We start from the raw sequence: 22,497 nt of genomic DNA, 5'->3' as shown, positions 1-22,497 counted from the left end.
GTCGGGGGAGGGACCGCACCCGTGCCGGGGCTGGTCCGGGGGCCGCCCACCACGCCGCCGTCGGGGGAGGGGGGAGAGACAGCAGCGAGTATGGAGGTAGACAGGTGTCACACCTGGGCCCATCTCGACACCAGGCCCTGCTTGGTAGCCTGACCAGGCTCCCTAATGCAAGGAAATGAGGCAGACGAATGGACCTTCGCGCAGAGCTGGGGCAGCTCTCCTGGTTCGCCCGGCAGTACCGCCACCCCTCCCGCTGGAAGAAGCAGGTCCAGGTCATACGCCATATGGATTCCCCGCACATTCGACGCCGCCGTCGCCACAGCGGTGAGGTGTGGGGCGTGTCGATCGTGCGCGACGAGGTGGACGTCGTCGGGCTGACGGTGCGTCACCTCCTGGACCAGGGCGTCTCACGCATCCTGGTGGCTGACAACTGCTCCGTGGACGGCACCCGGGAGCTGCTGAGGTCGCTGGCGCGCACCACCAGGCGCGTCGCCGTGGTGACCGACCACGAGCCCACCTACTACCAGTCCGAGAAGATGACCTGGCTGGCGCACCAGGCGTGGCGCGGTGGGGCGGACTGGGTCGTCCCCTTCGACGCCGACGAGTTCTGGTTCGCCGAGGGAATGAGCATAGCCGAGTACCTGGGCACGCTCGACGCCGGGACCGGGATCGTCCACGCCGAGTTCTGCCACATGGTCCCCACCACCCCCGCCCCCGACGACCTCGCGGCCGCCGAGTTCATTATGGACACCCACCCCGCGTTCCCCGGGAAGGTGGCCGTGCGCGCCCACCCCCTGCTCGAGATCATCACCGGCAACCACGGGGCGAGCCGGGTGGGGGCCAACGCCAAGGGCCTTCACATCGCCCACGCCCAGTACCGCAGCCCCGTGCAGATCGCCCGCAAGGTCAGGCAGGGGAACGCCGCGGCCAGCCGCACCGGCGAGGACCTGTCCTGGTTCTCGCCCCACTGGGCCAGCGGCAGCCGGCTGGGGGACGAGGAGATCCAGGAGGTCTGGGAGAATATCTCCCACGGGCGCCCCGATGAGCGGATCCGCTTCGAGGCGACCGGCCCCATGGTCAGGCTGCACCCGTTGACGTGGCGGACCTGGGACCCCGACGGGGTCGTCGCCCGCGCCCAGAGGGCGGCGGATGCCTGAGGCCGTGGCCCGGCGGGCGGGGCGCCACCTCACCCCGCCCGCCGGGAACCTCCCCCGGCTCACCGGGATGCGGGCCTTCGCGGCGCTCCTGGTGTTCGCCTACCACCTGCCCCGGCTGGGGCCGTGGGCGCTCGGGGGCCAGACCTCACGGGTCGGTTACGTCGGGGTCGCCTTCTTCTTCGTCCTGTCCGGGTTCGTGCTCACCTGGTCCTCCCGCGGGGACCGCGTGGAGCCGCGCCGGTTCTGGGTCAACCGTGTCGCGCGCGTGTACCCCTCCCACCTGGTCATGTCCCTGGTCGCGCTCGTGGTGCCCCTGGTGACGGTGGGCAGGCCGCTCCTGGGGGACCTGGCGAGCATCGCCCTGGTGCAGTCGTGGTTCCCCTCCGACCGGATCGCCTTCGCCCTCAACGCCGTGAGCTGGTCGCTGTCCTGTGAGGCCTTCTTCTACCTGCTCGCGCCCTGGGTGATCACCGCGGTGCGACGCCGCTCGGACGGCGGGGCCGCTGCGCTCCTCCTGACATGGTGGGCGGTGGCGGCGCTGTCCGGCCTGGCGATCTCCGGGGTCAGCTACGAGGCGGACATATGGGCCTACACCCTCCCGCTGGTGCGCTCGGGGGAGTTCGCCGTCGGCATCCTCATGGCCGAGCTGGTCCGCAGGGGCCGGGCCCGGTGGGCACCCCCGGTGTGGGTCGGCGTGCTCGCCGTCGTGGGGTCCTACGGTGTTGTGCTGAAGACGGTGCACTCCCAGGTCCTCGCCGGTGTCCTCATGACCCCGGCCTTCGCCCTCCTGATCGTGGCCGCCGCCCTGGCCGACGTCTACGGGCGCAAGGGGGTTCTCGGTACCAGTCTCATGGAGCACCTGGGGATTGTCTCCTTCTGCTTCTACCTGGTGCACGAGCTCCTGCTCGTCAACGTCGTCCCCCACCTGCCCGCACCGTCGGGCGGGGTCGGCCGCGTGGCGCTGGCCCTGGGGCTGCTCGCGGCATGCCTCCTGGCTGCCGAGGCCCTGCACTACGCCGTCGAGCGCCCGGCGCAGCGGTGGATCCGTTCCCGCTGGTCGCGTTAGCCGCCCACCGCCCCGCCGCCCTCTTTCGCGAGAACGGTACTTATTCGTCGTGAGAACGGTACTTGTTTGTGCCGAGAACGGTACTTATTGCTCGCGAGAACGGGGTGACATGCTTCTGGGCACCCGTGCTGTCCCCGTCGTGGGAACAGGAGCGACCTCGACGGCGCCCGGGTGAGAGTGGCCGCATGCTGTCCCCGTCGTGGGAACGGGAGGTGGTCACGGGGCTGGGTGCGGCGGGCCCGCGGCCCCGGGCACCAGGTACGTCCGGGGTTCCTGCGGCGGGCCCGCGGCCCCTGGGCGCCAGGTACGTCCGCGTCACCGCCGAACCTGCCCGGAAACCGTGGGCCCGCGGCCCCTGGCGGGTACGCCCGGCGGCTTGCGCAGCTTGTGCCAGACCCACAGACCGCGGCCCCTGGCGGGTACACCCGGGCCCGCACGGGTACGCCCGGGCCCGCACGACCGCCGTCGCCCCGATCGCCCCCGCCCCGGCCGCCGTCGCCCCGACCGGTTCAGCCGACGTGGAGGTAGCGGGCCACCAGGTCCTCGACCTGGACGCGGGTGTCGGCGATCTCCTCACGCAGGTCCTCGTCCCCCAGGGCGAGAAGCCGGGCGGCCCAGGAGTCAATGAGGCTGGGCGGGAACACCCCCAGAGCCTCGTAGTCCCCACGCTGGGCGAGCAGCCGCCCGGCGGCCTGGGCGCAGGAGGTGGGCAGCTGGTCCAGGCCGGTCAGCGCGGAGGCGTCCCCGCTGACGTAGCGCTCGTTGGCGTACTCCAGCATGGTCGGGTCGCTCAGGCCGATGCGCGCGGCCACGGTCATCCCCGCCAGCAGCAGGTGGACGGCGGCGCTGCCGTCCGGCGAACGCAGCTCCACGGTCTGGGAGTCGCCCGGCAGCCCGCCCACGGGCCCCTCGACGGGGTTGGCGTCACGGAACATGCGGTCGTCGAGGTTCTGCCAGCCCAGCGGCACCCGCACCAGGACCGAGCGGTTGCGGTCCCCCCAGCAGATCGACGTCGGCGCCTCCTGGTGGGGGACCAGCCGCAGGAAGGAGACGGGCACGGTGTTGCCGAAGGCGGTCAGGGAGGCGGCGTGGGAGAGGTAGCCGCCGATGACCCGGCGGGCGGTGTCGGTCAGTCCCGCCCCCTGGGAGAACTGGTTGACGCCGTCCCTCATGAGGCGGGTGTGGAAGTGCGTGCCGGATCCGGCCTGGCCGACGGCGATCTTGGGGGAGAAGGACACCTCGATACCGTGGGAGTGGGCTACCTCACGCACTACCCACTTGGCCAGGACCATCTGGTCGGCTGCCCAGGTGACGTCGGTGGGCAGGAACTCGATCTCCTGCTGGATCACCTGGCGGCCGTCGGTGACGAAGTTGCCGACCTCGGCGTGGGCGTACTTGACCGAGCAGCCCATGGACACCAGGTGGTGCAGGGCCTCGGTGCGCACCTGTGACCACTTGGAGAACGGGGCGGCCTCGTGGTAGCCGCGCTGCTCCTCCACGGGGAAGAGGTCGTCGGCCGGGGAGAACAGGTAGTACTCCAGCTCGCCCAGGGCCTCCAGGCGGCACCCGGTCTCGGCCTCCAGGGCCTCCTGGGCCTTGCGCAGGATCTGCTGGGGGGCGCTGGCCAGGGGGTTGCCCTCGACGTCGTAGAAGCCGCACAGGATGTCCAGGGTGGGCAGGGCGGTGAAGGGGTTGAGGTAGGCGGTGCGTAGCCGGGGGACCACGTACAGGTCCGAGCTGGTGGCGTCCACGACGTCGAACAGGGAGGAGCCGTCCACCCGCTCGCCCATGGTCAGGATCCGGTCCAGGTGGGCGGCGGACTGGATGGCGAAGTTCAGCTCCTTGAGCCGCCCGTCTCCGCCCACGTAGCGCAGGTTGAGCATGGGGATGCTCTGCTCGGTGACGAAGCGGATGATGTCCGCGCGGGTGAACTCGTCAGCGGGCTTGCCCAGGGCCTGGACCAGCGGGTTGGGGCTGAGGGCGAGGGAGTCGGTGACGAGCAAGGTGGGAACTCCTCATTGGGCTGAGATCAGGGGGCTGTGCCTGGCGCCGGTGGCCAGGCGGGCAGGCCGCCGTCGGCCACGGCCGAGCCTGCGGCGGCACGGCCCCTGATTCTGTCAGTAACGCCCTGCCAGGTCCAGGCCGGGCGGAGGGCCCTGGCACGGGCTGTATAGTTCGGGACCAGGGCGCGGCGGACCTGTCCGGGTTGGGATCCGGGCCCGTACCGCGAACTGCTACGTCGCCTGTGCGGCTTGAGGGAGGCCCGGTGACCCGACCTGACGCTACCGGCTCCCGGCGTGCGGACCTTGCCGCGCTCTGCCTGGGGCTCCTGGACGGGGCCGAGGACGCTGACGGCCTCAGCGCCGAGGAGCAGGACCTGGCCGCGGCGGGCACGTGCCCGACCGAGGACGTGGTGGCCGCGACCCGGGACCTGATACTGGCTGGTGGCGACCCGCTCGGTGACGCCTACCGTGAGGCGGTGCCCCCCGAGGGCAGGCGGGCGCTCGGGCAGACCTACACGCCGGCGTCGATTATTGAGGCGATGACGGCGTGGGCGGCTGACCACGGCAGGCCGGTGCGCGTCGTGGATCCCGGCTGCGGCTCGGGGAGGTTCACGCTTGCGGCGGCGACGGTGTTCCCCGGGGCGGACGTCGTCGCCTGCGACGTTGACCCGTTGGCCACGCTCATGACTCGGGCCGGCACCCACGTCATGGGCCTGTCCGAGCGTGTCGAGGTGGTACTGGGCGACTACCGCGAGCTCAGGCTCGACGCGGTCGATGGCCCCACGCTCTTCATCGGCAACCCCCCGTTCGTCCGCCACCACGGCATCGCACCGCGGTGGAAGGCGTGGCTGACCGAGACCGCCAGGGCCCAGGGGCTGCACCCCAGCGCCCTGGCCGGGCTGCACATCCACTTCTTCCTCGCCACCGCCCGGCTGGCGCGTCCGGGGGACTTCGGAGTCTTTGTCACCAGCAGCGAGTGGCTGGACGTTCAGTACGGACGTATGCTCCGTGAGCTCCTCCTGGGTCCTTTTGCTGCCTACTCCGTGCACGTCCTGGACCCTGAGGCGGTCCCCTTCGCTGATGCGTTGGTGACAGGTGCGATCACCTGCTTCACCGTGGGAGAGGCCCTGCCCGGGTCCACGGCGGCGGCCCCGCTGGTGGGCCCGGCCTGCGGGCGGTCGTACCCGGCCCACGCCTGGCTGCCGCCACCGTCGCGCACCCGCGCCTATGCGCGCTGAGATGCCCGGCCCGCGCCTGTCGCGCTGCCACTGCGCCGGGCCAGGGAGGCGACGATCTCGTGCCCGGCCCGCGCCTGGCTGCCGCCACCCCCTGCCTGCGGTAGTGTGTGCCCGCGTGCTGCTGCGACGAGAGGGTGGAGACGTGTCCGGGACCCAGGTGACGACGTCGGTCATTATCCCCTGCCACGACGCCGGGCGGACCCTCGGTCTCCAGCTGGAGGCCCTCTGGCGCCAGCAGGATGCCGAGCCCTTTGAGGTCGTGGTGGTGGACAACGGCTCCACCGACGACACCGTGGCCGTGGCCCGCTCCTGGGCGGACCGCCTGGACCTGCGGGTGGTGGACGCCGCCGACAGGCCGGGTGCCGCCTACGCCCGTAACCGCGGCGTGGCGCTCTGCCGGGGGGCCAAGCTGCTCTTCTGCGACGGTGACGACCTGGTGGCCCCCCACTTCGTGGCCCACGGCCAGCGGGCCCTGGAGGAGGTCCCGGTGTACGTCACCGCCTTTATCGGCGTGGAGGAGAAGGTCTTCAGGCAGGGCTACGACGCCGTCACCGACCAGCTCGAGGAGCACGACTACTGCTCCCCCCAGGAGGAGCGGCAGGACCAGGACTGGCCGGTCCTGCCGGGAGGCTGCTTCGGGATCCGCCGGGACCTGTTCCTCAAGGTCGGGGGCTTTGACCCCTCCGCGGAGCCGGGGGCGGAGGACAACGACCTCGGGATACGCTGCACCGACGCGGGGCACCTGCCGCCGGTGCTGCCCAGCACCATGCTGGCCTACCGGATCCAGCCAGCGGGGGACCGCAGCTACGCCCTCTTCCGACGCCGGGCACGCTCCACCGCCCTGCTCCTGACCCGCAGCGGCCGGTGGGGGCGGGCCTCCATTGTGCAGGGCCCGCCGGTCCTGGTGCTCCTCAAGACCTGCCTGGCCGTGGTCAGGCCCCTGGCCAGGCGCGACCGGCTCGCCTGGCGGGAGTGGCGCATGCGCCTGGCCCGGGACGCGGGCCTGGCCGACGGCTACCTCAGGTACCAGGTCCTGCACCGGACCCCGCGGCGCCGCACCGGCGAGGGCCTGTCGGAGGAATGAGCCCGGCGGTCACCGGGCCTCCGCCACTGGCACGCCCTGCCGTCGACGTGCCTTAGGTATCGGGTACGTACCTTAGATGACGCCGACGTACCCTAGACACCGCCGACGTACCCTAGGGTGCTGTCCTCTGCACTTAAAGTACGTCCCCGGTGTCTAAGGTACGTCTAGGATGGGAGGCTCAGTAGCTCAGGCTGCCTAGGACCAGGTAGGAGACCCGGCGTGCCACCGACGTGGAGTGGTCCCCGAACCGCTCCAGGAAACGGCCCATGAGGACGGCGTCGACCACCTGCTGGCGGGTGAGGTCGTTGGCCGGGTCCAGGATCATGGTGAAGGAGCGGCGGTGGAGGGCGTCGAGCTCGGCGTCCTGGGCCTCAATGAGGGCGGCGAGCTCCAGGTCGCGGGTGGCCACCAGACGGGAGGTGTTCTGGCCGGCTCGCACGGCGGCGTCGGCCATCTGCAGGATCAGGCCCATGACCGGCTCGGGCACCGGCGGCTCGGGGTAGCGGCCGCGTGCGATCGAGGCCACGTGGCGGGCCAGGTCGCCCTGGCGCTCCAGGGTCTGGGCCATGCGCAGGGCGGAGATGACCGCGCGCAGGTCGCCGGCCACCGGCTGCTGACGGGCCAGGAGCATGACGCACAGGTCGTCAATATCACGTTGAAGGTCGTTAATGCGCTCGTCGGCGTCAATCACCTGCTCGGCGACGATAATATCGCCGTTGCGCAGGGACTCGGAGGCACGCTCAATGGCGGTGGCCACCTGACGGGCCATGGACTCAAGGTCGGAGCCCAGCTGCCTGAGCTCCTGGTTGAAGATGTCACGCACGAGACGGCTCCTGTCCTTGCGAGGCGGCGGCCCCCGGGCTCGCCGGGGGCACGGGGCACTCACAGTGTGGACTGTCACCACGCCAGGTGCCAAGCGCCGTGCCCCACTGCCGGTGCGCTGGCCCCGATGCCGCCCCGCCCCGGTGTCCTGGTGCTGGCCCTGGCGTCCGGCCCCGGTGTCCTGGCCCCGGCGTCCCGTCCCTGACCCCGGTAGCCCGCCCCCAGGCAACTGCCTCACCCCGAAGCTGTCCCCGCCAGCCCCATCGCGGAGCTGGCCACCCCGGAGCCGCCAGCCCCGAAGCTGGCCACCGCCGCCCCCGGAGCCAGCCGCCGCCCTCTAGAGCCGGCCACCGCCGCCCCACCCCGGAGCCGGCCACCGCCGTCGTCTAACCTAGGTGCGTGGACCACACCTGGCTGCTTGTCGTCGTCGCCCTCCTGGGTGCCACGGTCGGCGTGGCCGTGGGGCTCGCCATTAGCGCCTCCGCCTCCGTGGACCCGCAGGCCACCGGCTCGGACGACTCCCTGCTGGGCGGGGGTGACGGCGTCCTACCGGTCCTGGCGGCCCTGCCGTCCACGATCGTGGTCCTCGACGACGACGACGAGGTCCTGCGCGCCTCCGCGGCGGCCTACACCCTCAATATCGTGCGTGACGACACCCTGCGTGAGCCGCAGGTCGCCGCCATGGTGGCGCGCGTGCGGGCCACCGGCAGGATCCAGGACGACACCATTGTCGTGGCCCGGGGCCGGGTGAGCGGGGCCGGGCACTTCCACCTCCGGGTGCGGGTGGCGGCCATCGGGCGCGGCCGGGTCCTCATCCTCATTGAGGACCGTACCGCCGCCCAGCGCCTGGAGGACATGCGCCGGGACTTCGTGGCCAACGTGTCCCACGAGCTCAAGACCCCCGTCGGCGCCATGGCCCTGCTGGCCGAGACTCTGGAGGAGGGGGCCGAGGACCCCGCCCTGGTGCGCGACTTCGCCGGGCGCATGCGCAAGGAGGCCTCCCGCCTGGGCACCCTCGTGCAGGAGATTATCGAGCTCTCCCGCCTCCAGGACGGTGACGCGCTGGTCAGCCCCCAGGAGGTGGACGTGGACGCCGTCGTGGCCGAAGCCCTGGACCGGGTGCGCGTGGAGGCCCGCTCCCGCGGCATCACCCTGGTCTCCGGGGGCGTCAGGGGCCTGAGCCTGTGGGGCGACGCCGCCCTGGTCACCACCGCCGTGCGCAACCTGCTGGACAACGCCGTCCGCTACTCCGAGGAGCGCACCCGCGTCAGCGTGGGGGTCAGCGTGGACGGGGCGCACCCGGACCTGGTGCGGATCGCCGTCGTGGACCAGGGCATCGGTATCGCCAAGGCGGACCAGGAGCGGGTCTTCGAGCGGTTCTACCGGGTGGACAAGGCCCGCTCGCGCGCCACCGGGGGCACCGGCCTGGGACTGAGCATTGTCAAGCACGTGGCCGCCGACCACGGAGGGACCGTGGAGCTGTGGTCCGCCCCCGGCCGGGGCAGCACCTTCACCCTCGTCCTGCCGCGGTTCCTCCCGGCGCCCGAGGACGACGAGGAGGTCCCCAGCGCGGAGGAGATCCGTGCCGCCGGGGGTGCCTTCACGGCGCTGGCCGCCATTAACCCCCCGACCGACCCCACCGACACCGTGGGGACGCTCCGTTCCCAGCCCCGTGGAGAGAGGACCGTCCCATGACCCGCATCCTGCTCGTGGAGGACGAGGAGAACTACCGCGCCCCCCTGGCCTTCAGGCTCCGGCGTGACGGCTACGAGGTGGTGGAGGCCGGTGACGGCAGGACCGCCCTGCGTGCCTTCCAGGCCGCCGCGGCCCCCGGCGGGGGCGGGGCGATCGACCTGGTCCTGCTGGACCTCATGCTGCCGGCGGTGCCCGGCACCGAGGTGTGCCGTCGTATCCGCACCGTCTCGCGGGTACCGGTCATTATGCTCACCGCCAGGGACTCCGAGACCGACAAGATCCTGGGCCTGGAGACCGGCGCGGACGACTACGTGACCAAGCCCTACTCCTACCGTGAGCTCATTGCCCGGGTCCACGCGGTCCTGCGACGCAGCCGGGAGGCCGCCGCGCCCGCCGAGCCCCGGGAGAAGATCCTGACCGTGGGGCGGGTGCGCATGGACGTGGAGCGCCACGAGGTGACCGTGGACGGGCAGGGCGTGACCATGCCCCTGCGGGAGTTCGAGCTCCTGGAGCTCTTCCTGCGCCACCCCGACCACGTCCTGACCCGGGGGCGGATCATTGAGCGGATCTGGGGGGCGGACTACGTGGGGGACACCAAGACCCTCGACGTGCACGTCAAGCGGATCCGGGCCAAGATCGAGGTCGAGCCCTCCCGGCCCCGGATGCTCACCACCGTGCGGGGGGTGGGTTACAAGCTGGAGGCCGGTCAGTAGGGACCCTCGTCGGCGTGGCGGCCTTATGTGAGCAACCTCCCCAGGAAGTTCACGTGTTCTCCTGATAAAGTGGAGTATCACTATGAGTCTGGAGTGACGTCACACATGACCTTTAAAGTCGGAGAGACTGTCGTCTACCCCCACCACGGCGCGGCCCGGATCATTGACATCCGCCAGCGCAAGGTCCGTGGCGAGGAGAAGACCTACCTGCAGTTGGAGGTCGCCCAGGGCGACCTCACCATCCTCGTCCCCGCTGACAGCGTCGAGCTCATAGGCGTGCGCGACGTCGTGGACCAGGCGGGCCTGGAGAAGGTCTTCGACGTCCTGCGCTCCCCCCTGACCGAGGAACCCTCCAACTGGTCCCGCCGCTTCAAGGCCAACCAGGAGAAGATCGCCTCCGGTGACGTCAACAAGGTCGCCGAGGTCGTCCGCGACCTCTCCCGGCGTGACACCGACCGCGGCCTGTCCGCGGGGGAGAAGCGCATGCTCTCCAAGGCCCGCCAGATCCTGGTCTCCGAGCTGGCGCTGGCGGAGAAGACCGAGGAGGACGCCGCCGAGGCCAAGCTGGACGAGGTCCTGGCCTCCGGCGTCGCCGCCTGAGCCGTCCGCGCTCCTCCCGCACCTACGGGTGCGTCTTCGCCAGCTGGCCTGCCACCGGGCCGCCAGCCAGCGCTCCTCCCGCGCGTACGGGTGCGTCTGACAGTTCCCCCGGTGCCGCGGCGGGTGGCCTGGCGGGGCCTCCAGGACGCCGCAGGCGCAGTTCCCCCGGTGCCGCGGCGGTGGGGTGCTGAGGGACGCCGAGGGGTGACCGGACCCGGGAGCGCCACGGCCCGACGCCGCCGACCCCACCTGCCCCGAGGGGCGGTGCCCTCCGGGGCGGTTGCCCTGTCCCGGGGCGGGTGCGTGGCAACCCACCAGAGGCGCTGGTTCGCCCCGGCCCCGGTGACCGGTAGGATCTCCCCATGAGCACACACGCGGTGGCGGTCCTGACAGCAGCCGGTTCGGGGACCCGCCTGGGGGCGGACGGCCCCAAGGCCCTGGTCGAGGTGGGGGGGCAGTCGCTCCTGCGCCGTGCCGCCCAGGGGCTGGTCGACTCCGGCGTCGTCAACCACATTGTGGTTACCGCCCCTATTGACTCCCTGGCGCGTTTTGCCGCCCAGGTCAGCGGCCTGCACGGTGCCCTCCAGGGTGAGGCTGACGGCCTCGCCCCGGCACCCTCGGACAGCCTGCCCGACGGCGTGAGCGAGCCCGCCTGCACCATTGAGGTCGTGGCCGGCTCGCCCGTCTCCCGCCAGGCCAGTGTGGCCCGGGGGCTGGAGGCCGCTCTGCGCGCCGTGCCCGACGCCGACGTGGTCCTCGTGCACGACGCCGCCCGGGCCCTGACCCCCCCGGAGGTGGTGGTGCGCGTGGTGGGGGCCGTGCGCGGCGGTGCCTGCGCCGTGATCCCAGCCCTGCCCGTGGCCGACACCGTCAAGGAGGTGGAGCTGGCCCCGGCCGGTTCCCCGGAGCTCGTCGTCGGCACCCCGGACCGCTCCCGGCTGCGCGCCGTCCAGACCCCTCAGGGCTTTGAGACCGCCGTCCTGGTGGCCGCCCACCACGTCGGGTCCCGCCGGGCCCAGGACGAGGACCGCGCCGCCAGCGACGACGCCTCCCTGGTGGAGGCCCTCGGACGGCCTGTCACCGTCGTGGCCGGGGACCCCCTGGCCTTTAAGGTGACCACGCCCCGGGACCTGGCCCTGGCCCGCACCCTCCTGGGCACGAGCCGGGCCTAGGCCGTCCCCCGTCGTCCCCCGTCCGCGAGAACGGTACTTATTGCTCGCGAGAACGGTACTTGTTCGTCGTGAGAACGGTACTTATTGGTCGTGAGAACGGGCGGGGTGTTCAGAGGGTTGGACGTGTAGCAGGGTCCTTTTTAAGGACCGCTCTGGTTCTTGCAGAACGCACGACGTCCTGCAGAGGTGTCCGTAGGTCCTAGAGGATGACGCGGATACCGCGGGGGTGACCGCGGGGCCAGCCGCCAGCGGGCACGGGTCGGCCGCGGGTTAGCCGCGGGCTGGCCGCCGACGGGTACGCGCGGGCGGGGCCAGCTGGCTGCCGCGGCCCGGTGTGTACCGGGGCGCAGGCACGCGCCAGCGGGTACACGTGCAGGGCTGGCGAGGTGAACATCGGCTCGGGCTCGCCTGTGGCGCGCGGGCTGGCACGTGCGCGGGGCTGACCGTCGACGTCGGGGTCAGCCGTCACCCAGGCTCCCAGGCGGGCACACGCGCAGGGCCAGCCGCCCTGGCGTACAAGTTCCTGCCCGCCGACCTGGCGGCTTCGGACGTCTCGCCGAGCAGCCGCCCTGGCGTACAAGTTCCTGCCCCGCGCGTCGCCGTCGCCTGGTACGACGAGCGCCGCCAGGAGCCGTAGGCTGCGTGCATGACCCCATCATCCCCACCCCCGCGGTCAGCCCAGGACGAGAACTGGGCACCGCCGTCGGACAGTCCTGAGACCACCCCCGGCCCCGGCACCATGGTGCCCCACCACTCACGCCTGCTGACCTGGCCGGTCCTGGCCTGGGGGCTGTGGGACTGGGGGTCGGCGGCCTTCAACGCCGTCATCACCACCTTCGTCTTCACCGTCTACCTGACCACCAACCCCGGCTTCGGGAAGTCCACGGAGAACACCTCCGCCCTGTCCCTGGGGCTGACTGTCGCCGGGGCCTGTATCGCCCTGCTGGCCCCCGTCACCGGCCAGCGCGCCGACCGCCAGGGACGTACCGTCTTCTGGCTCGGCGTCTACACCGCCGTCGTGGTGGCCGTCTCGGCCTCCCTCTACCTCATTATCCCCGAGCACCGCTACCTGTGGGCAGGCATCACCCTGCTGGGGGTGGGCAATATCTTCTTCGAGCTGGCGGGCGTCAACTACAACGGGCTGCTCAACCAGCTGACCACCAAGGACCGCGTCGGCGCGGTCTCCGGGCTGGGCTGGGGCATGGGCTACCTGGGCGGGATCGTCCTCATGCTCCTCCTCTACTACGGGCTCATTAAGGAGGGCAACTGGTTCGGGGTCAGCGACGCCAACGGCCTGAACATACGTGTGTCCATGCTCGTGGCCGCCGCCTGGCTCGGGCTGTCCGCGCTCCCCCTCCTGCTCAGCCAGTCCGGGCGCTCCGCCCGACGCCGTCGGGCCCGCCTGGCCCACTCCGCCACCCGGGGTTCGGCGCGCGACCAGGCCGCTATGGAGAGCGAGCCGGCCGACTGGGAGTCCGCCTCAGGCGGCGTGGCCAGCCCCGCCCGGCGCGAGTCCGTCTTGTCCTCCTACCGGCGCCTGTGGCGCACCCTCGTGGGCCTCTACCGCTCCCACCCCGAGGTCCTGTGGTTCCTCCTGGCCGCCGCCATCTACCGTGACGGGCTGGCCGGGGTCTTTACCTACGGTGGCATTATCGCCAAGAGCACCTTCGGCTTCACCCAGGACGACGTCCTCGTCTTCGCCATTGTCGCCAACGTGGTAGCCGGCGTCGTCACCATTGTCTCCGGGTACCTGGACGACCTGCTGGGGCCGCGGCGCGTCATTATGGGTAGCCTGGCCGTGCTGGTGGTCATGAGCCTGCTGATCTTCGCGCTGCACGACGGCGGCCCGGTCACCTTCTGGGCGCTGGGGCTCCTGCTGTCCTCGTGCGTGGGGCCCGCCCAGTCGGCGTCGCGCACGTTCCTGGCCCGGCTCATTCCCAAGGGGCGTGAGGGGGAGATCTTCGGCCTCTACGCCACCACCGGGCGCGCGGCATCCTTCCTGGCCCCGGCCATGTACGGCGTGGCCATCTGGGGCGGGGCGTTCGTGGTCGGCAAGGACCAGGCCGGGTACTGGGGGATCCTGGGGATCGTGCTGGTGCTCGTCCTGGGGATGGTGCTCATGCTGCGGGTCTCCGACCCCAAGGGGCACATTACCGACCTGGACTGACTCCCGGTCTGACGGTGCAAGGCGGGCTGGCTCCCGGTCTGACGGTCAGGTGGGTGGTCTGTCTGGGCCTCGTGCGCGTGGGGCCCGGTGCGCGGGCACGCTCGCCGGAAGGCCTCGGCGTCGGCCTGTTTAGTTCCTTGCGCGTGTGGGGCCCGGGTGACTGGGTGGCCAGCCGGGGTCGCCCGGGCTCGGGCCTGGTGCGCAGGGGCCCGATGGCGGTCATGCCGTCGGCGACGGTGTGCCGTTGGCCCTCGCACGCAAGGGGAGGGCGCCCTCGCTCTCGGGGGTGCGGCCGAAGGAGGGCGTTGGCCCCGCACGCAAGGGGAGGGCTTGCCGACCGCGGCAGGGACGGCTCATGGTTTGGCCCTCGCATGAAGAGGGCCAGGGGCGCTCCCGCCACCCGCGTCCTGGCCGTCGTCTGGCCCTTGGGCGCAGGGGAGCATTGTGTGCGTAGATGACGTTCTGCGCAGAAAGCAGCCCGGACCCGTCCTACGCGCAGTCGGCTGCCTTCTGCGCAGAACCGCGCACGGCCCCGCTCAGCGACTAAAACGTACCGCCGTGCCCGAGGCGGTGACCATGAGCATGCCGTTGTCGGCCCCCAGGGTCTCGTAGTCAATGTCCACGCCGACCACGCCCTCGGCCCCGAGCTCCTGGGCGCGCTGGACCATCTCAGCCAGGGCGGTCTCCCGGGCCTGCATGAGTTCACGCTCGTAGGACTCCGCGCGCCCGCCGACCAGGTTGCGGAAGCCCGCGGCAATGTCCTTGAAGGCGTTGACACCGGCAATGGTCTCCCCGCAGACCACGCGCAGGTACTGGGTGACGGGGTAGCCCTCGACGGTGGGGGTGGTGGTAACGAGCATGGGCGGCTCCTTCATGGTTCCTGGTAAGACGGTCGGGTGCTCCCGGTGGACCGGGACACCGCCTCATCCATCCTTGCAGTCTCCCGACGTCGTGGCCAGTTCCGTCGCAAGCGCCGGGGCCGGGCCAGCTCAAGGTGAACGCGCCCTCGTGTGGGTGGGCGTGCCCTGCGCGACTACCGTGGGATGGTAGGGGCACAGGGCGTGCCCTCGTGTGGGTGAACGCCACCTTGTGCGGGTGAACGCCTGTTTGCGTAGGTGAGCGTGCTGGTCTTCGTCCTGCTGGTGGGGTGGTTTCATCTGTGAACGCCTTCTTGTGCGGGTGAACGCCACTTTGTGCAGGTGAACGCGCTTTTATATAGGTGAACGCTACCTAGAGTAGCGTTCATCTGGGTTATAGCGCGTTCAACCGTATGAAAGGGCGTTCATCTGGGTCAGAGGGCGTTCACCTACGAGAGGGGACGCCACGCCTACCAGGACCCGGATGAGGTCAGGTACCGGCGTGTTCACCTACGCGAGGGGAAGCTCGCATTCCCAAGCCGGTGTCGGCGGCGGGGTACGTGCGTTCACCTATGCGAGGGGAAGCTCGCCCGCACCAGGGGACGCCCTCGGGGCAGGCCGGACTTAGGTGCCGTGGGCCACCAGCAGGCCAGCTGCTCCCGGACGCTCCCGGGATCGGACCCGGTCTCGTCGTGCTGGGAGGCTCGCCCACGCGAGGGGACGCTTGCAGCTGACAGGTCGCCGGCGAGCCCCGACGTCGGAACGCTCGCCCACGCTAGGGGAGGCTCGCCCGCACGAGGGCGTCTACCCGCACAAGGGCGCGGGCCAGCCGCTACCCTGCCACCATGGATCTGCCCGACGTCCTGGCCCTGGCGCGCTCCCTCATGGACGAGCACGGGGTCGGGGACTGGGACCTGGCCTGGGACCGGGCCCGTCGTCGCGCCGGGAGCTGCGACCACGGCCGCCGCCGTATCACCCTCTCGCGCCACCTCATGGCCCTCTACTCCCAGGCCGAGGTCCGCGAGACCGTTGTCCATGAGATTGCCCACGCCCGGGTCGGCACCCGCCACGGGCACGACGCCGTCTGGCGTGCCGAGGCCCGGCGGCTCGGGGGCAGCGGCGCGCGGCTCGTGGCCGCTGACGCACCCCGCGTCCCGGGACGGTGGGTAGGGGTGTGCCCGGCGGGCCACGAGGTCAGCCGGATACGCCGCCCGACCGTCCCGCTCTCCTGCTCGCGCTGCTCGCGCCGCTTTGACCTGAGGCACCTCATGGCCTGGAGCCGTGACGGCCACCCGGTGGCCCACCAGGACATAGGGGAGCGGTACGTCCACGTCCTCGCGCGTCTGCGTGCAGCTGAGGGCTGACCGAGGTATTGATGCCGATGTTGGTGACCTGGCTCCGGCGGGGCTACGATTCTATTAGTGGTAGATACGACAAGCCACATAAAGGAGGTGGTTAAACATGGCAAAAGGTCATCTTTGTCCAGATTGTGGCACATACACACTTCAACCATACACAACAAACCAGTTACGATGCTCGACCTGCGGCTTGATCAAGCGCAGGTAATGATCGCGGTAGGTGGTTCATGCAGGTTGGGGTCTAGGTCCGGGCGACTGCTGTCGTCTGTGACCCGGACCCCAGTGCAAGACGTGTCGCTCTGTCCTGACCGCAGGGCTGCCCGGGAGCCGGGCATGAGTGTGGCAGCATGGCGGTGATGTCCTTGCCTTCTCCGCGCCGCCCCCCTCGCCCTCGTCGTGCTGCGCCCTCCGGCCGTCAGTCGGGGCCGGGTCGGTCGCAGTCACCGTCGGGACCGACGGCGCGCTCGGCGTCGGCCCGCGAAGGGGCGTCACCCACGGGGCCGGGGAACGGGCAGGAGGCCGGATCCGCCAGCACCCCTGCTGCCTCTGGGTCTGCCGCTACCCCCGGGTCCGGCACCCCTGTCACCCCTGGATCCGCTGGCACCCCCGGGTCCGGTACCCCCGACGTCGCCAGTGCCCCTAGGTCCGGCACGCCTGGATCCGCCAGCACCCCGGGCACCGCCTCCCGGATCCTGGCGTGGGTCCCCCTGACGGGTCCCTGGTGGCGCCGTCGTCGCACGGCCAGCCCGGTGACCATTGCCCTGGTGACCTTTGCCGCCACCCTCATGGCCGGGCTCATTGTCGCCAACCTCATGTCCCCTCCCGCCTCCTCCCCGGGGTCCACCAGCAGGAGCTCCCCCGCCCCCGTCTCCCTGGACATGACCGGCTACGATCCCAACCACCTCATTGACGACGAGGTCTTCTACAACAGCCAGGCCATGACCTCCGCCGAGGTCGCCAGGTTCATCTCCACCGTCAACGACGGCTGCGTCCCCGGCATTGACGGCACCCCCTGCCTGGCGGCGTCCACCTTCGACACCGAGGACAAGGAGGCCACGAGCACCTGTGAGGCCTACCGCGGGGCCAAGGGCGAGACAGCGGCGGCGATCGTCTCCAAGGTGTCCACCGCCTGCGGTATCAACCCCCAGGTCCTCCTGGTCCTCATCCAGAAGGAGCAGGGGCTGCTCACCGCCTCCGGGCGCACCCTGACCGCCCGGGCCTACGAGGCGGCCGCGGGCTACGCCTGCCCGGACGGGGCCACCTGCAACGCCCAGTGGGGGGGCTTCTTCCACCAGATCTACGCCGCCGCCTCCCAGTTCCAGCTCTACCGCCTCAACCCCTGGGAGTACGGGGTGGTCCAGGGGGTGACCACGCAGGTGGCCTACTCCGCCGACCCCGACTGCGGGGCCGCGGACCTGACCGCCGCCACCCAGTCCACCGCGGGCCTGTACGACTACACGCCCTACCAGTCCAACCAGGCGGCGGCCTCGGGCGGGGACTCCTGCACCTCCTGGGGCAACTGGAACTTCTACGGCTACTTCCGCACCTTCTTCGGCGACCCCACGCCCTCGACCCCGGAGGCAGGCTCATGACCACCTCGCCAGACCTGCCCGCCCGCCCTGGGACCGGCCCCCAGGCGGGGTCGCCCACCCAGGTCGCGGACCTGCCCGCCCGCCCCGGGACCGGCCTGCTCATCTCCGTGGAAGGGGGCGACGGCGTGGGCAAGACCACCCAGATCGGCCTCCTGGAGGCTGCCCTGAAGGAGGCCGGGGTCGAGTACGTCCTGACCCGGGAGCCGGGAGGCACTGAGCTCGGCGCCTCCATCCGCAGGCTCCTCCTCCACGGCGGGTACGTCTCCCCCCGCGCCGAGGCCCTGCTGTACGCGGCCGACCGTGCCCACCACGTGGCGACCTGTATCCTCCCGGCCCTGGAGCGCGGCGCCGTCGTGCTCACCGACCGCTACCTGGACTCCTCCGTGGCCTACCAGGGGGCCGCCCGCGCCCTGGGACCCCAGGAGGTCCGCGACCTCTCCCTGTGGGCCACCGGCTCCCTCCTGCCGGACCTGACCGTCCTGCTCGACGCCGACCCCGCCCTGACCGCCCAGCGCGCCAGGGAGCGGGGCCTGGGCGACCGGATCGAGCAGGAGCCTGACTCCTTCCGCGCCACCCTGCGCCAGGAGTTCCTGGACCTGGCCGCCGCCGAGCCGGATCGCTTCGTGGTGGTCGACGCCGCCCAGGAGATTGAGGCGGTAGGACGCCAGGTCAGCGCGGCGGTGCTCCCGCTGCTGCGAGAACGACTCGCCCAGGGGCGGTTGGCCCGTCGGGGGAGCGCTGGGCGGCTGGCCCAGCAGGGTACGGAGCAGCCAGCTCGAGGGAGTACGGAGCAGCCAGCTCGGGGGAGTACGGAGCAGCTGGCCCAGCGGGCGCAGGAGGTGGGGCGGTGAGCGTCTGGGACGACGTCGTCGGCCAGGAGGCCGTGGTAGCACGGTTTACTGAGGCGGCCCGGGCGGCCCGGGTAGCCGCTGAGGAGCGCGAAGGTCGCCTCACCGCCTCGGATATGGGGTCAGCCACGGCCTCGGGGGCCGACGCGGGGCCGGCCGCAGTGCAGGGCACCGGGCTGGTCGCGCCTGCTACAGCCCCGGGGACCGGGTCAGCAGCCACGGTGCAGGGCGCTGACGCGGGGTCAGCTGTAGTGCAGGGCGCCGGGCCGGCCACGGCCTCGGGGGCTGACGCCGGGCTGGCCACGGCCTCGGGGGCCGACGCGGGGCCAGCAGAAGCCGCCCCGCTGACGGAGGACGGCCGCGCCCAGCCGCAGCCAGTCCGTCCCCAACGGAATACCCCGTTGACGGAGGGCGCCGGCCAGTCGGAACGTACCGGGCAGCTGGAGCGTACCGGGCAGTCAGAGGGCGCCAGCCAGTCGGGGGACGGCATTCCCCGGCCAGCCCCTGCCCGGCCCCGCAATCCGCGTCCGGAGGCCTCGGCCATGACCCACGCCTGGCTGGTCACCGGGCCGCCCGGCTCGGGCCGCTCGGTCGCCGCCCGCGCCTTCGCCGCCGCCCTGCAGTGCACCGGCCCCACCCCCGGCTGCGGGCGGTGCAAGCCCTGCCGGGACGTCATGAGCGGCACCCACCCCGACGTGGTGCGCCTGGCCACCGAGAAGCTCCTGATCACCATGGAGGAGGTCAAGGGCCTCATTGGCGAGGCCCAGCGCCGCCCCTGGACCGGACACTGGCGGGTCATCCTGGTGGAGGACGCCGACCGCATGGCCGAGCGCACCACCAACGTGCTGCTGAAGTCCATTGAGGAGCCCCCGCCCCAGACGGTCTGGCTCCTGTGCACCCCCAGCGCCGACGACGTCCTGCCCACCATCCGCTCCCGCTGCCGCCTGGTGACCCTGCGCGTCCCGCACCCCGACGCCGTCGCCGAGCTCCTGGTCAGACGTGACGGGGCCGACCCGGCGCTCGCGGCCCGGGCCGCCCGGGCCAGCCAGTCCCACATTGGTCTCGCCCGGCACCTGGCCACCGACCCCGGGGCCTGGGAGCGGCGCCGTCGCCTGCTCATGTCGCCGGTGTCCCTGCGCAGCGTAGGCGACGCCGTCCTGGCTGCCGCCGACCTGGTGGACGCCGCCGAGTCCGAGGCCAAGGACGCTACCGTCGAGCGTGACGCCCGGGAGAGGGCCGCGCTCCTGCGCGCCCTGGGCCTGGAGGGCGACGCCAGGGTCCCCCCGTCCCTGCGCGCCCAGGTCCGGGCGCTGGAGGAGGACCAGAAGCGCCGGGCCAAGCGGGCTCGTACCGACGTCCTGGACCGGGCCATGATCGACCTGCTCTCCTTCTACCGTGACGTGCTGGCCACCCAGATGGGCAGCGACGTCGAGCGGGTCAATGTGGATCTGGAGGACGAGCTCGACCAGGTGGCTGCCACGACCGGGCCTGAGCAGTCCCTGGCCCGGATCGCCGCGATTGAGGAGTGCCGGGCCAGGCTGCGTTCCACCGTCTCCCCACTGCTGGCCGTTGAGGCCCTGATGGTGGCCCTGCGTCCCCAGGCGTAGTGCGCGAATTTTCCCGTCGTTTGTGCGCCCAGATCTCCGCCTGTGTCGCAATCTGAGGATCAGAACGAGGGGCACCCGTGGCTCCGTCAAGACTCAGGCCTCTGACCTGCGTGGACATTAAGTGCACAAAGGCGGGAGCGGGGTGGGGTCGGTTCTGATCCTCAGATTGCGACAAACCACCCTCGGCATGGCCGCAGTCGTGAATAGCTCTCCGGATTTCCCGGATCCGGTGCTGTACTGCCCGGCGGCGGGCGGCAGCGGGTGGGGCTCGGGTCCGGATTTCCCGGATCCGGTGCTGTAACTGCCCGGCCGCCGACTACCGCGCTGGTGGTGTCGGGGTCCTTGGCCCGTCCCCGGCATGGGGCAAGGTCCTGCGAAGGCTGGAGCGGTCCATGTGGCGCGGCGGGCGCAGCAGGGCCCTGATCAGCCCAGGATCCGCACCCACCCCGCCCCTGGTACGCAGGGAAGACCAGTCAATCCCGTAGTCACCACTCACGCCAGGATTCTTCCTCCTCCCTATCTGGTGTGCCGGGTGCGCGGCGGTGGAAGGGCTTCATGTGGCTGAGCAGGCCGTACTGTGTCAGTATCCTGGCCTCGTAGGTGGGGTTCCAGGTTCTGGTGAGTAGTCCTTCTGGGGTGGTGGTGACCTCTATGCTGCACGGTCTGTTGGGGTGGCCGTGGGCTGGGGACCTGGCCCGCACCGACACGACCAGGGGCGCCTGACGGGGACGCGCAGGGGGCGGCGTCGGGCCTGACTCTCCGTCTGCGGCAGGAGGCCAGCGAGGCCCCGGAGGTGGTTGGGGCCGTCCTCGCTGACTCTCCGTCCGCGGGAGGAGGACCGCGACCCCGGGCGCCCCGTAGGCTGTCGGGATGAAGACCCACCTGCCCCACGCCCCGGGCGCGACCCCGCGCCGAATGCGCCCCGTCGCCGCCGCTGCCGCCGTGCTGCTGGCGGCTACCACCCTGACCGCCTGCTCCGATCAGGACAAGAAGGTGGACTCTGCTCCTGTCAGCGTGGCCACCGCCGTCACGCCCACCCCGGTTGCACCCGAGCTGTCACGCTTCTACGAGCAGGACGTCCGCTGGTACCCCTGCTCCAAGGATGCCGGGATCGCGGCGGTCAACGACAAGGACGCGACCTTCCTGTGCACCACCGTCACCGTCCCCCTGGACTACTCGGCCCCCGACGGGCCCACCATCCAGATCGCCCTCAAGAAGCGCCCGGCCAGTAAGAAGGCCATGGGTACGCTCTTCACCGACCCCGGGGGCCCCGGTGGCAGCGGCGTCAACTTCGTGGGCGGTATTAACAGCCATTTCTCCTCCGACCTGCTGGACTCCTACGACGTCATCGGCTTCGACCCCCGCGGCGTGGGCTCCTCCACCGCCGTGGACTGCCTGACCAACGCCCAGCTGGACGAGCAGCGCTCCGGCCAGGGACCCTACGCCACCAAGCCCTCCGCCGACGCTGCCGCCTACCGCGCCAGCGTGGAGTCCGCCGCGACCGCCATGGCCCAGGCCTGCACCACGAACACCACCACCACCGGGCTCCTGGACCACATTGACACCGTCTCCGCCGCCAAGGACCTCGACATCCTGCGCGCCCTGTCCGGCAGCTCCGCCCTGACCTACCTGGGCTACTCCTACGGCACCTACCTGGGGGCCACCTACGCCGAGCTCTTCCCCGGCAACGTCGGGCGCATGGTGCTCGACGGCGCCGTCGACCCCACCCTGAGCGCCGCCGCCCTGACCCAGGGCCAGGCCCAGGGGTTTGAGGCGGCCCTGCGCGCCTACGTCGCCGACTGCCTGGGCGGCAAGGACTGCCCGCTGACCGGTGACGTGGACTCCGGTGTCAAGCAGATCCAGGCCTTCCTGGAGTCCACCCGCAACCGCCCCCTGAGGACCGCCGACCCCTCCCGACCCCTGACCTATTCCCTGGCCTGGTCGGCCGTCCTGGACGTCCTTTACCAGTCCGAGGCGTGGAACGTGCTCTCCCAGGGACTGACCCAGGCCATGAAGCAGGACGACGGCTCCGTCCTGCTGTACATTAGCGACCTGTTCGCCTCCCGCAGCAAGGACGGTACCTACTCCGGCAACGGGGACGAGGTCATTAACGCCATTAACTGCCTGGACTACCCCGTGGAGGGCGACGCCGCCGTGTGGGACCAGGAGGCGACCGAGCTGAGGGAGGCCTCCCCGACCTTCGGCGAGGAGCTGGCCTACTCCGACCTGTACTGCAAGATCTGGGGGCACACCTCCACCCGCGAGCGCACCGAGATCCGTGCCAGCGGCGCCGCCCCGATCCTGGTGGTGGGTACCACCGGGGACCCGGCCACGCCGTACGCCTGGTCCGAGGCCCTGGCCAGGCAGCTCGACTCCGGCCGGCTCCTGACCTGGGAGGGCAATGGGCACACCGCCTACGGCCGCGGCGGGGCCTGCGTGACCGACGCCGTGGACACCTACCTCCTGACCGGCCAGCTGCCCGAGGAGGGCCTGAGGTGCTCCGGCAGCAAGTGAGGCC

Annotated in this window: 17 protein-coding genes; 14 read left to right on the top strand and 3 right to left on the bottom strand. The window is 71.5% G+C overall.

The window, feature by feature from the left end; translation table 11 throughout:
* The first annotated feature begins 188 nt into the window (after positions 1–188).
* Both JJJ15_RS05990 and JJJ15_RS05985 read left to right on the top strand, forming a co-directional pair.
* Entirely contained in the window at positions 189–1,157 is a 969-nt protein-coding gene (locus JJJ15_RS05990; RefSeq protein WP_106109890.1) for a glycosyltransferase family 2 protein, read from the top strand.
* A complete protein-coding gene (locus JJJ15_RS05985; protein WP_200511778.1) occupies positions 1,150–2,223 on the top strand; it encodes an acyltransferase in 1,074 nt (357 codons plus the stop codon). The genes JJJ15_RS05990 and JJJ15_RS05985 overlap by 8 nt, the downstream gene beginning before the upstream one ends.
* Before the next feature lie 509 nt (positions 2,224–2,732).
* Here the strand turns inward: JJJ15_RS05985 and JJJ15_RS05980 are convergent.
* A complete protein-coding gene (locus JJJ15_RS05980) occupies positions 2,733–4,226 on the bottom strand; it encodes a glutamine synthetase family protein (RefSeq protein ID WP_200511777.1) in 1,494 nt (497 codons plus the stop codon).
* 263 nt (positions 4,227–4,489) lie between these two features.
* On the opposite strand from JJJ15_RS05980, the gene JJJ15_RS05975 reads away from it, so the two are divergent.
* Positions 4,490–5,464 carry a class I SAM-dependent methyltransferase gene (locus JJJ15_RS05975; RefSeq protein WP_200511776.1) on the top strand — a complete coding sequence of 325 codons (975 nt, stop codon included), beginning with the start codon at positions 4,490–4,492 and terminating at the stop codon, positions 5,462–5,464.
* A gap of 142 nt (positions 5,465–5,606) precedes the next feature.
* On the top strand, positions 5,607–6,548 hold the full coding sequence (locus JJJ15_RS05970) for a glycosyltransferase family A protein (RefSeq protein WP_200511775.1): 942 nt from the start codon (positions 5,607–5,609) through the stop codon (positions 6,546–6,548).
* A gap of 178 nt (positions 6,549–6,726) precedes the next feature.
* Here the strand turns inward: JJJ15_RS05970 and phoU are convergent, their stop codons facing one another.
* Complete coding sequence (phoU, locus tag JJJ15_RS05965; RefSeq protein WP_106109886.1) at positions 6,727–7,371, bottom strand: phosphate signaling complex protein PhoU; 645 nt, start codon at positions 7,369–7,371, stop codon at positions 6,727–6,729.
* 398 nt (positions 7,372–7,769) lie between these two features.
* Between phoU and JJJ15_RS05960 the strand changes: the two genes are divergently transcribed.
* From JJJ15_RS05960 to JJJ15_RS05940, 5 genes are all read left to right on the top strand, one after another.
* Positions 7,770–9,065 (top strand): ATP-binding protein, encoded by a 1,296-nt coding sequence (locus JJJ15_RS05960; RefSeq protein WP_200511773.1) that lies wholly within the window; start codon positions 7,770–7,772, stop codon positions 9,063–9,065.
* On the top strand, positions 9,062–9,778 hold the full coding sequence (locus tag JJJ15_RS05955; RefSeq protein WP_200511772.1) for a response regulator transcription factor: 717 nt from the start codon (positions 9,062–9,064) through the stop codon (positions 9,776–9,778). The genes JJJ15_RS05960 and JJJ15_RS05955 overlap by 4 nt, the downstream gene beginning before the upstream one ends.
* Before the next feature lie 105 nt (positions 9,779–9,883).
* Positions 9,884–10,378: a CarD family transcriptional regulator gene (locus JJJ15_RS05950; RefSeq protein WP_106109883.1), complete on the top strand. Its 495-nt coding sequence runs from the start codon at positions 9,884–9,886 to the stop codon at positions 10,376–10,378.
* A 362-nt stretch (positions 10,379–10,740) separates the two neighbouring features.
* Positions 10,741–11,550, top strand: coding sequence for a 2-C-methyl-D-erythritol 4-phosphate cytidylyltransferase (locus tag JJJ15_RS05945; RefSeq protein WP_200511770.1), 810 nt, complete (start codon positions 10,741–10,743; stop codon positions 11,548–11,550).
* 646 nt (positions 11,551–12,196) lie between these two features.
* Positions 12,197–13,717, top strand: a complete 1,521-nt coding sequence (locus JJJ15_RS05940; RefSeq protein WP_348641496.1) for an MFS transporter — start codon at positions 12,197–12,199, stop codon at positions 13,715–13,717.
* A gap of 536 nt (positions 13,718–14,253) precedes the next feature.
* Here the strand turns inward: JJJ15_RS05940 and JJJ15_RS05935 are convergent.
* Positions 14,254–14,577 carry a heavy metal-binding domain-containing protein gene (locus JJJ15_RS05935; RefSeq protein ID WP_106109881.1) on the bottom strand — a complete coding sequence of 108 codons (324 nt, stop codon included), beginning with the start codon at positions 14,575–14,577 and terminating at the stop codon, positions 14,254–14,256.
* Between the two features lie 842 nt (positions 14,578–15,419).
* Between JJJ15_RS05935 and JJJ15_RS05930 the strand changes: the two genes are divergently transcribed.
* From JJJ15_RS05930 to JJJ15_RS05910, 5 genes are all read left to right on the top strand, one after another.
* Positions 15,420–15,938, top strand: coding sequence for a SprT-like domain-containing protein (locus JJJ15_RS05930; protein ID WP_200511769.1), 519 nt, complete (start codon positions 15,420–15,422; stop codon positions 15,936–15,938).
* Positions 15,939–16,696: 758 nt separating this feature from the next.
* A complete protein-coding gene (locus JJJ15_RS05925) occupies positions 16,697–17,524 on the top strand; it encodes a hemagglutinin (RefSeq protein WP_246742185.1) in 828 nt (275 codons plus the stop codon).
* Positions 17,521–18,375: a dTMP kinase gene (tmk, locus tag JJJ15_RS05920; protein WP_200511768.1), complete on the top strand. Its 855-nt coding sequence runs from the start codon at positions 17,521–17,523 to the stop codon at positions 18,373–18,375. Before JJJ15_RS05925 ends, tmk begins: the two co-directional genes overlap by 4 nt.
* A gap of 485 nt (positions 18,376–18,860) precedes the next feature.
* The gene (locus JJJ15_RS05915; protein ID WP_246742240.1) at positions 18,861–19,979 is read left to right on the top strand and encodes a DNA polymerase III subunit delta'; all 1,119 of its coding nucleotides are present in this window, start codon (positions 18,861–18,863) and stop codon (positions 19,977–19,979) included.
* 870 nt (positions 19,980–20,849) lie between these two features.
* The gene (locus tag JJJ15_RS05910) at positions 20,850–22,493 is read left to right on the top strand and encodes an alpha/beta hydrolase (RefSeq protein ID WP_246742184.1); all 1,644 of its coding nucleotides are present in this window, start codon (positions 20,850–20,852) and stop codon (positions 22,491–22,493) included.
* Positions 22,494–22,497: the final 4 nt, after the last annotated feature.

Source organism: Actinomyces sp. HMT897 (genome assembly GCF_016626125.1).
Classification (GTDB): domain Bacteria; phylum Actinomycetota; class Actinomycetes; order Actinomycetales; family Actinomycetaceae; genus Actinomyces.
The sequence above is the reverse complement of the archived record's forward strand: the minus strand, read 5'-3'. Positions and strand labels throughout refer to the sequence as shown.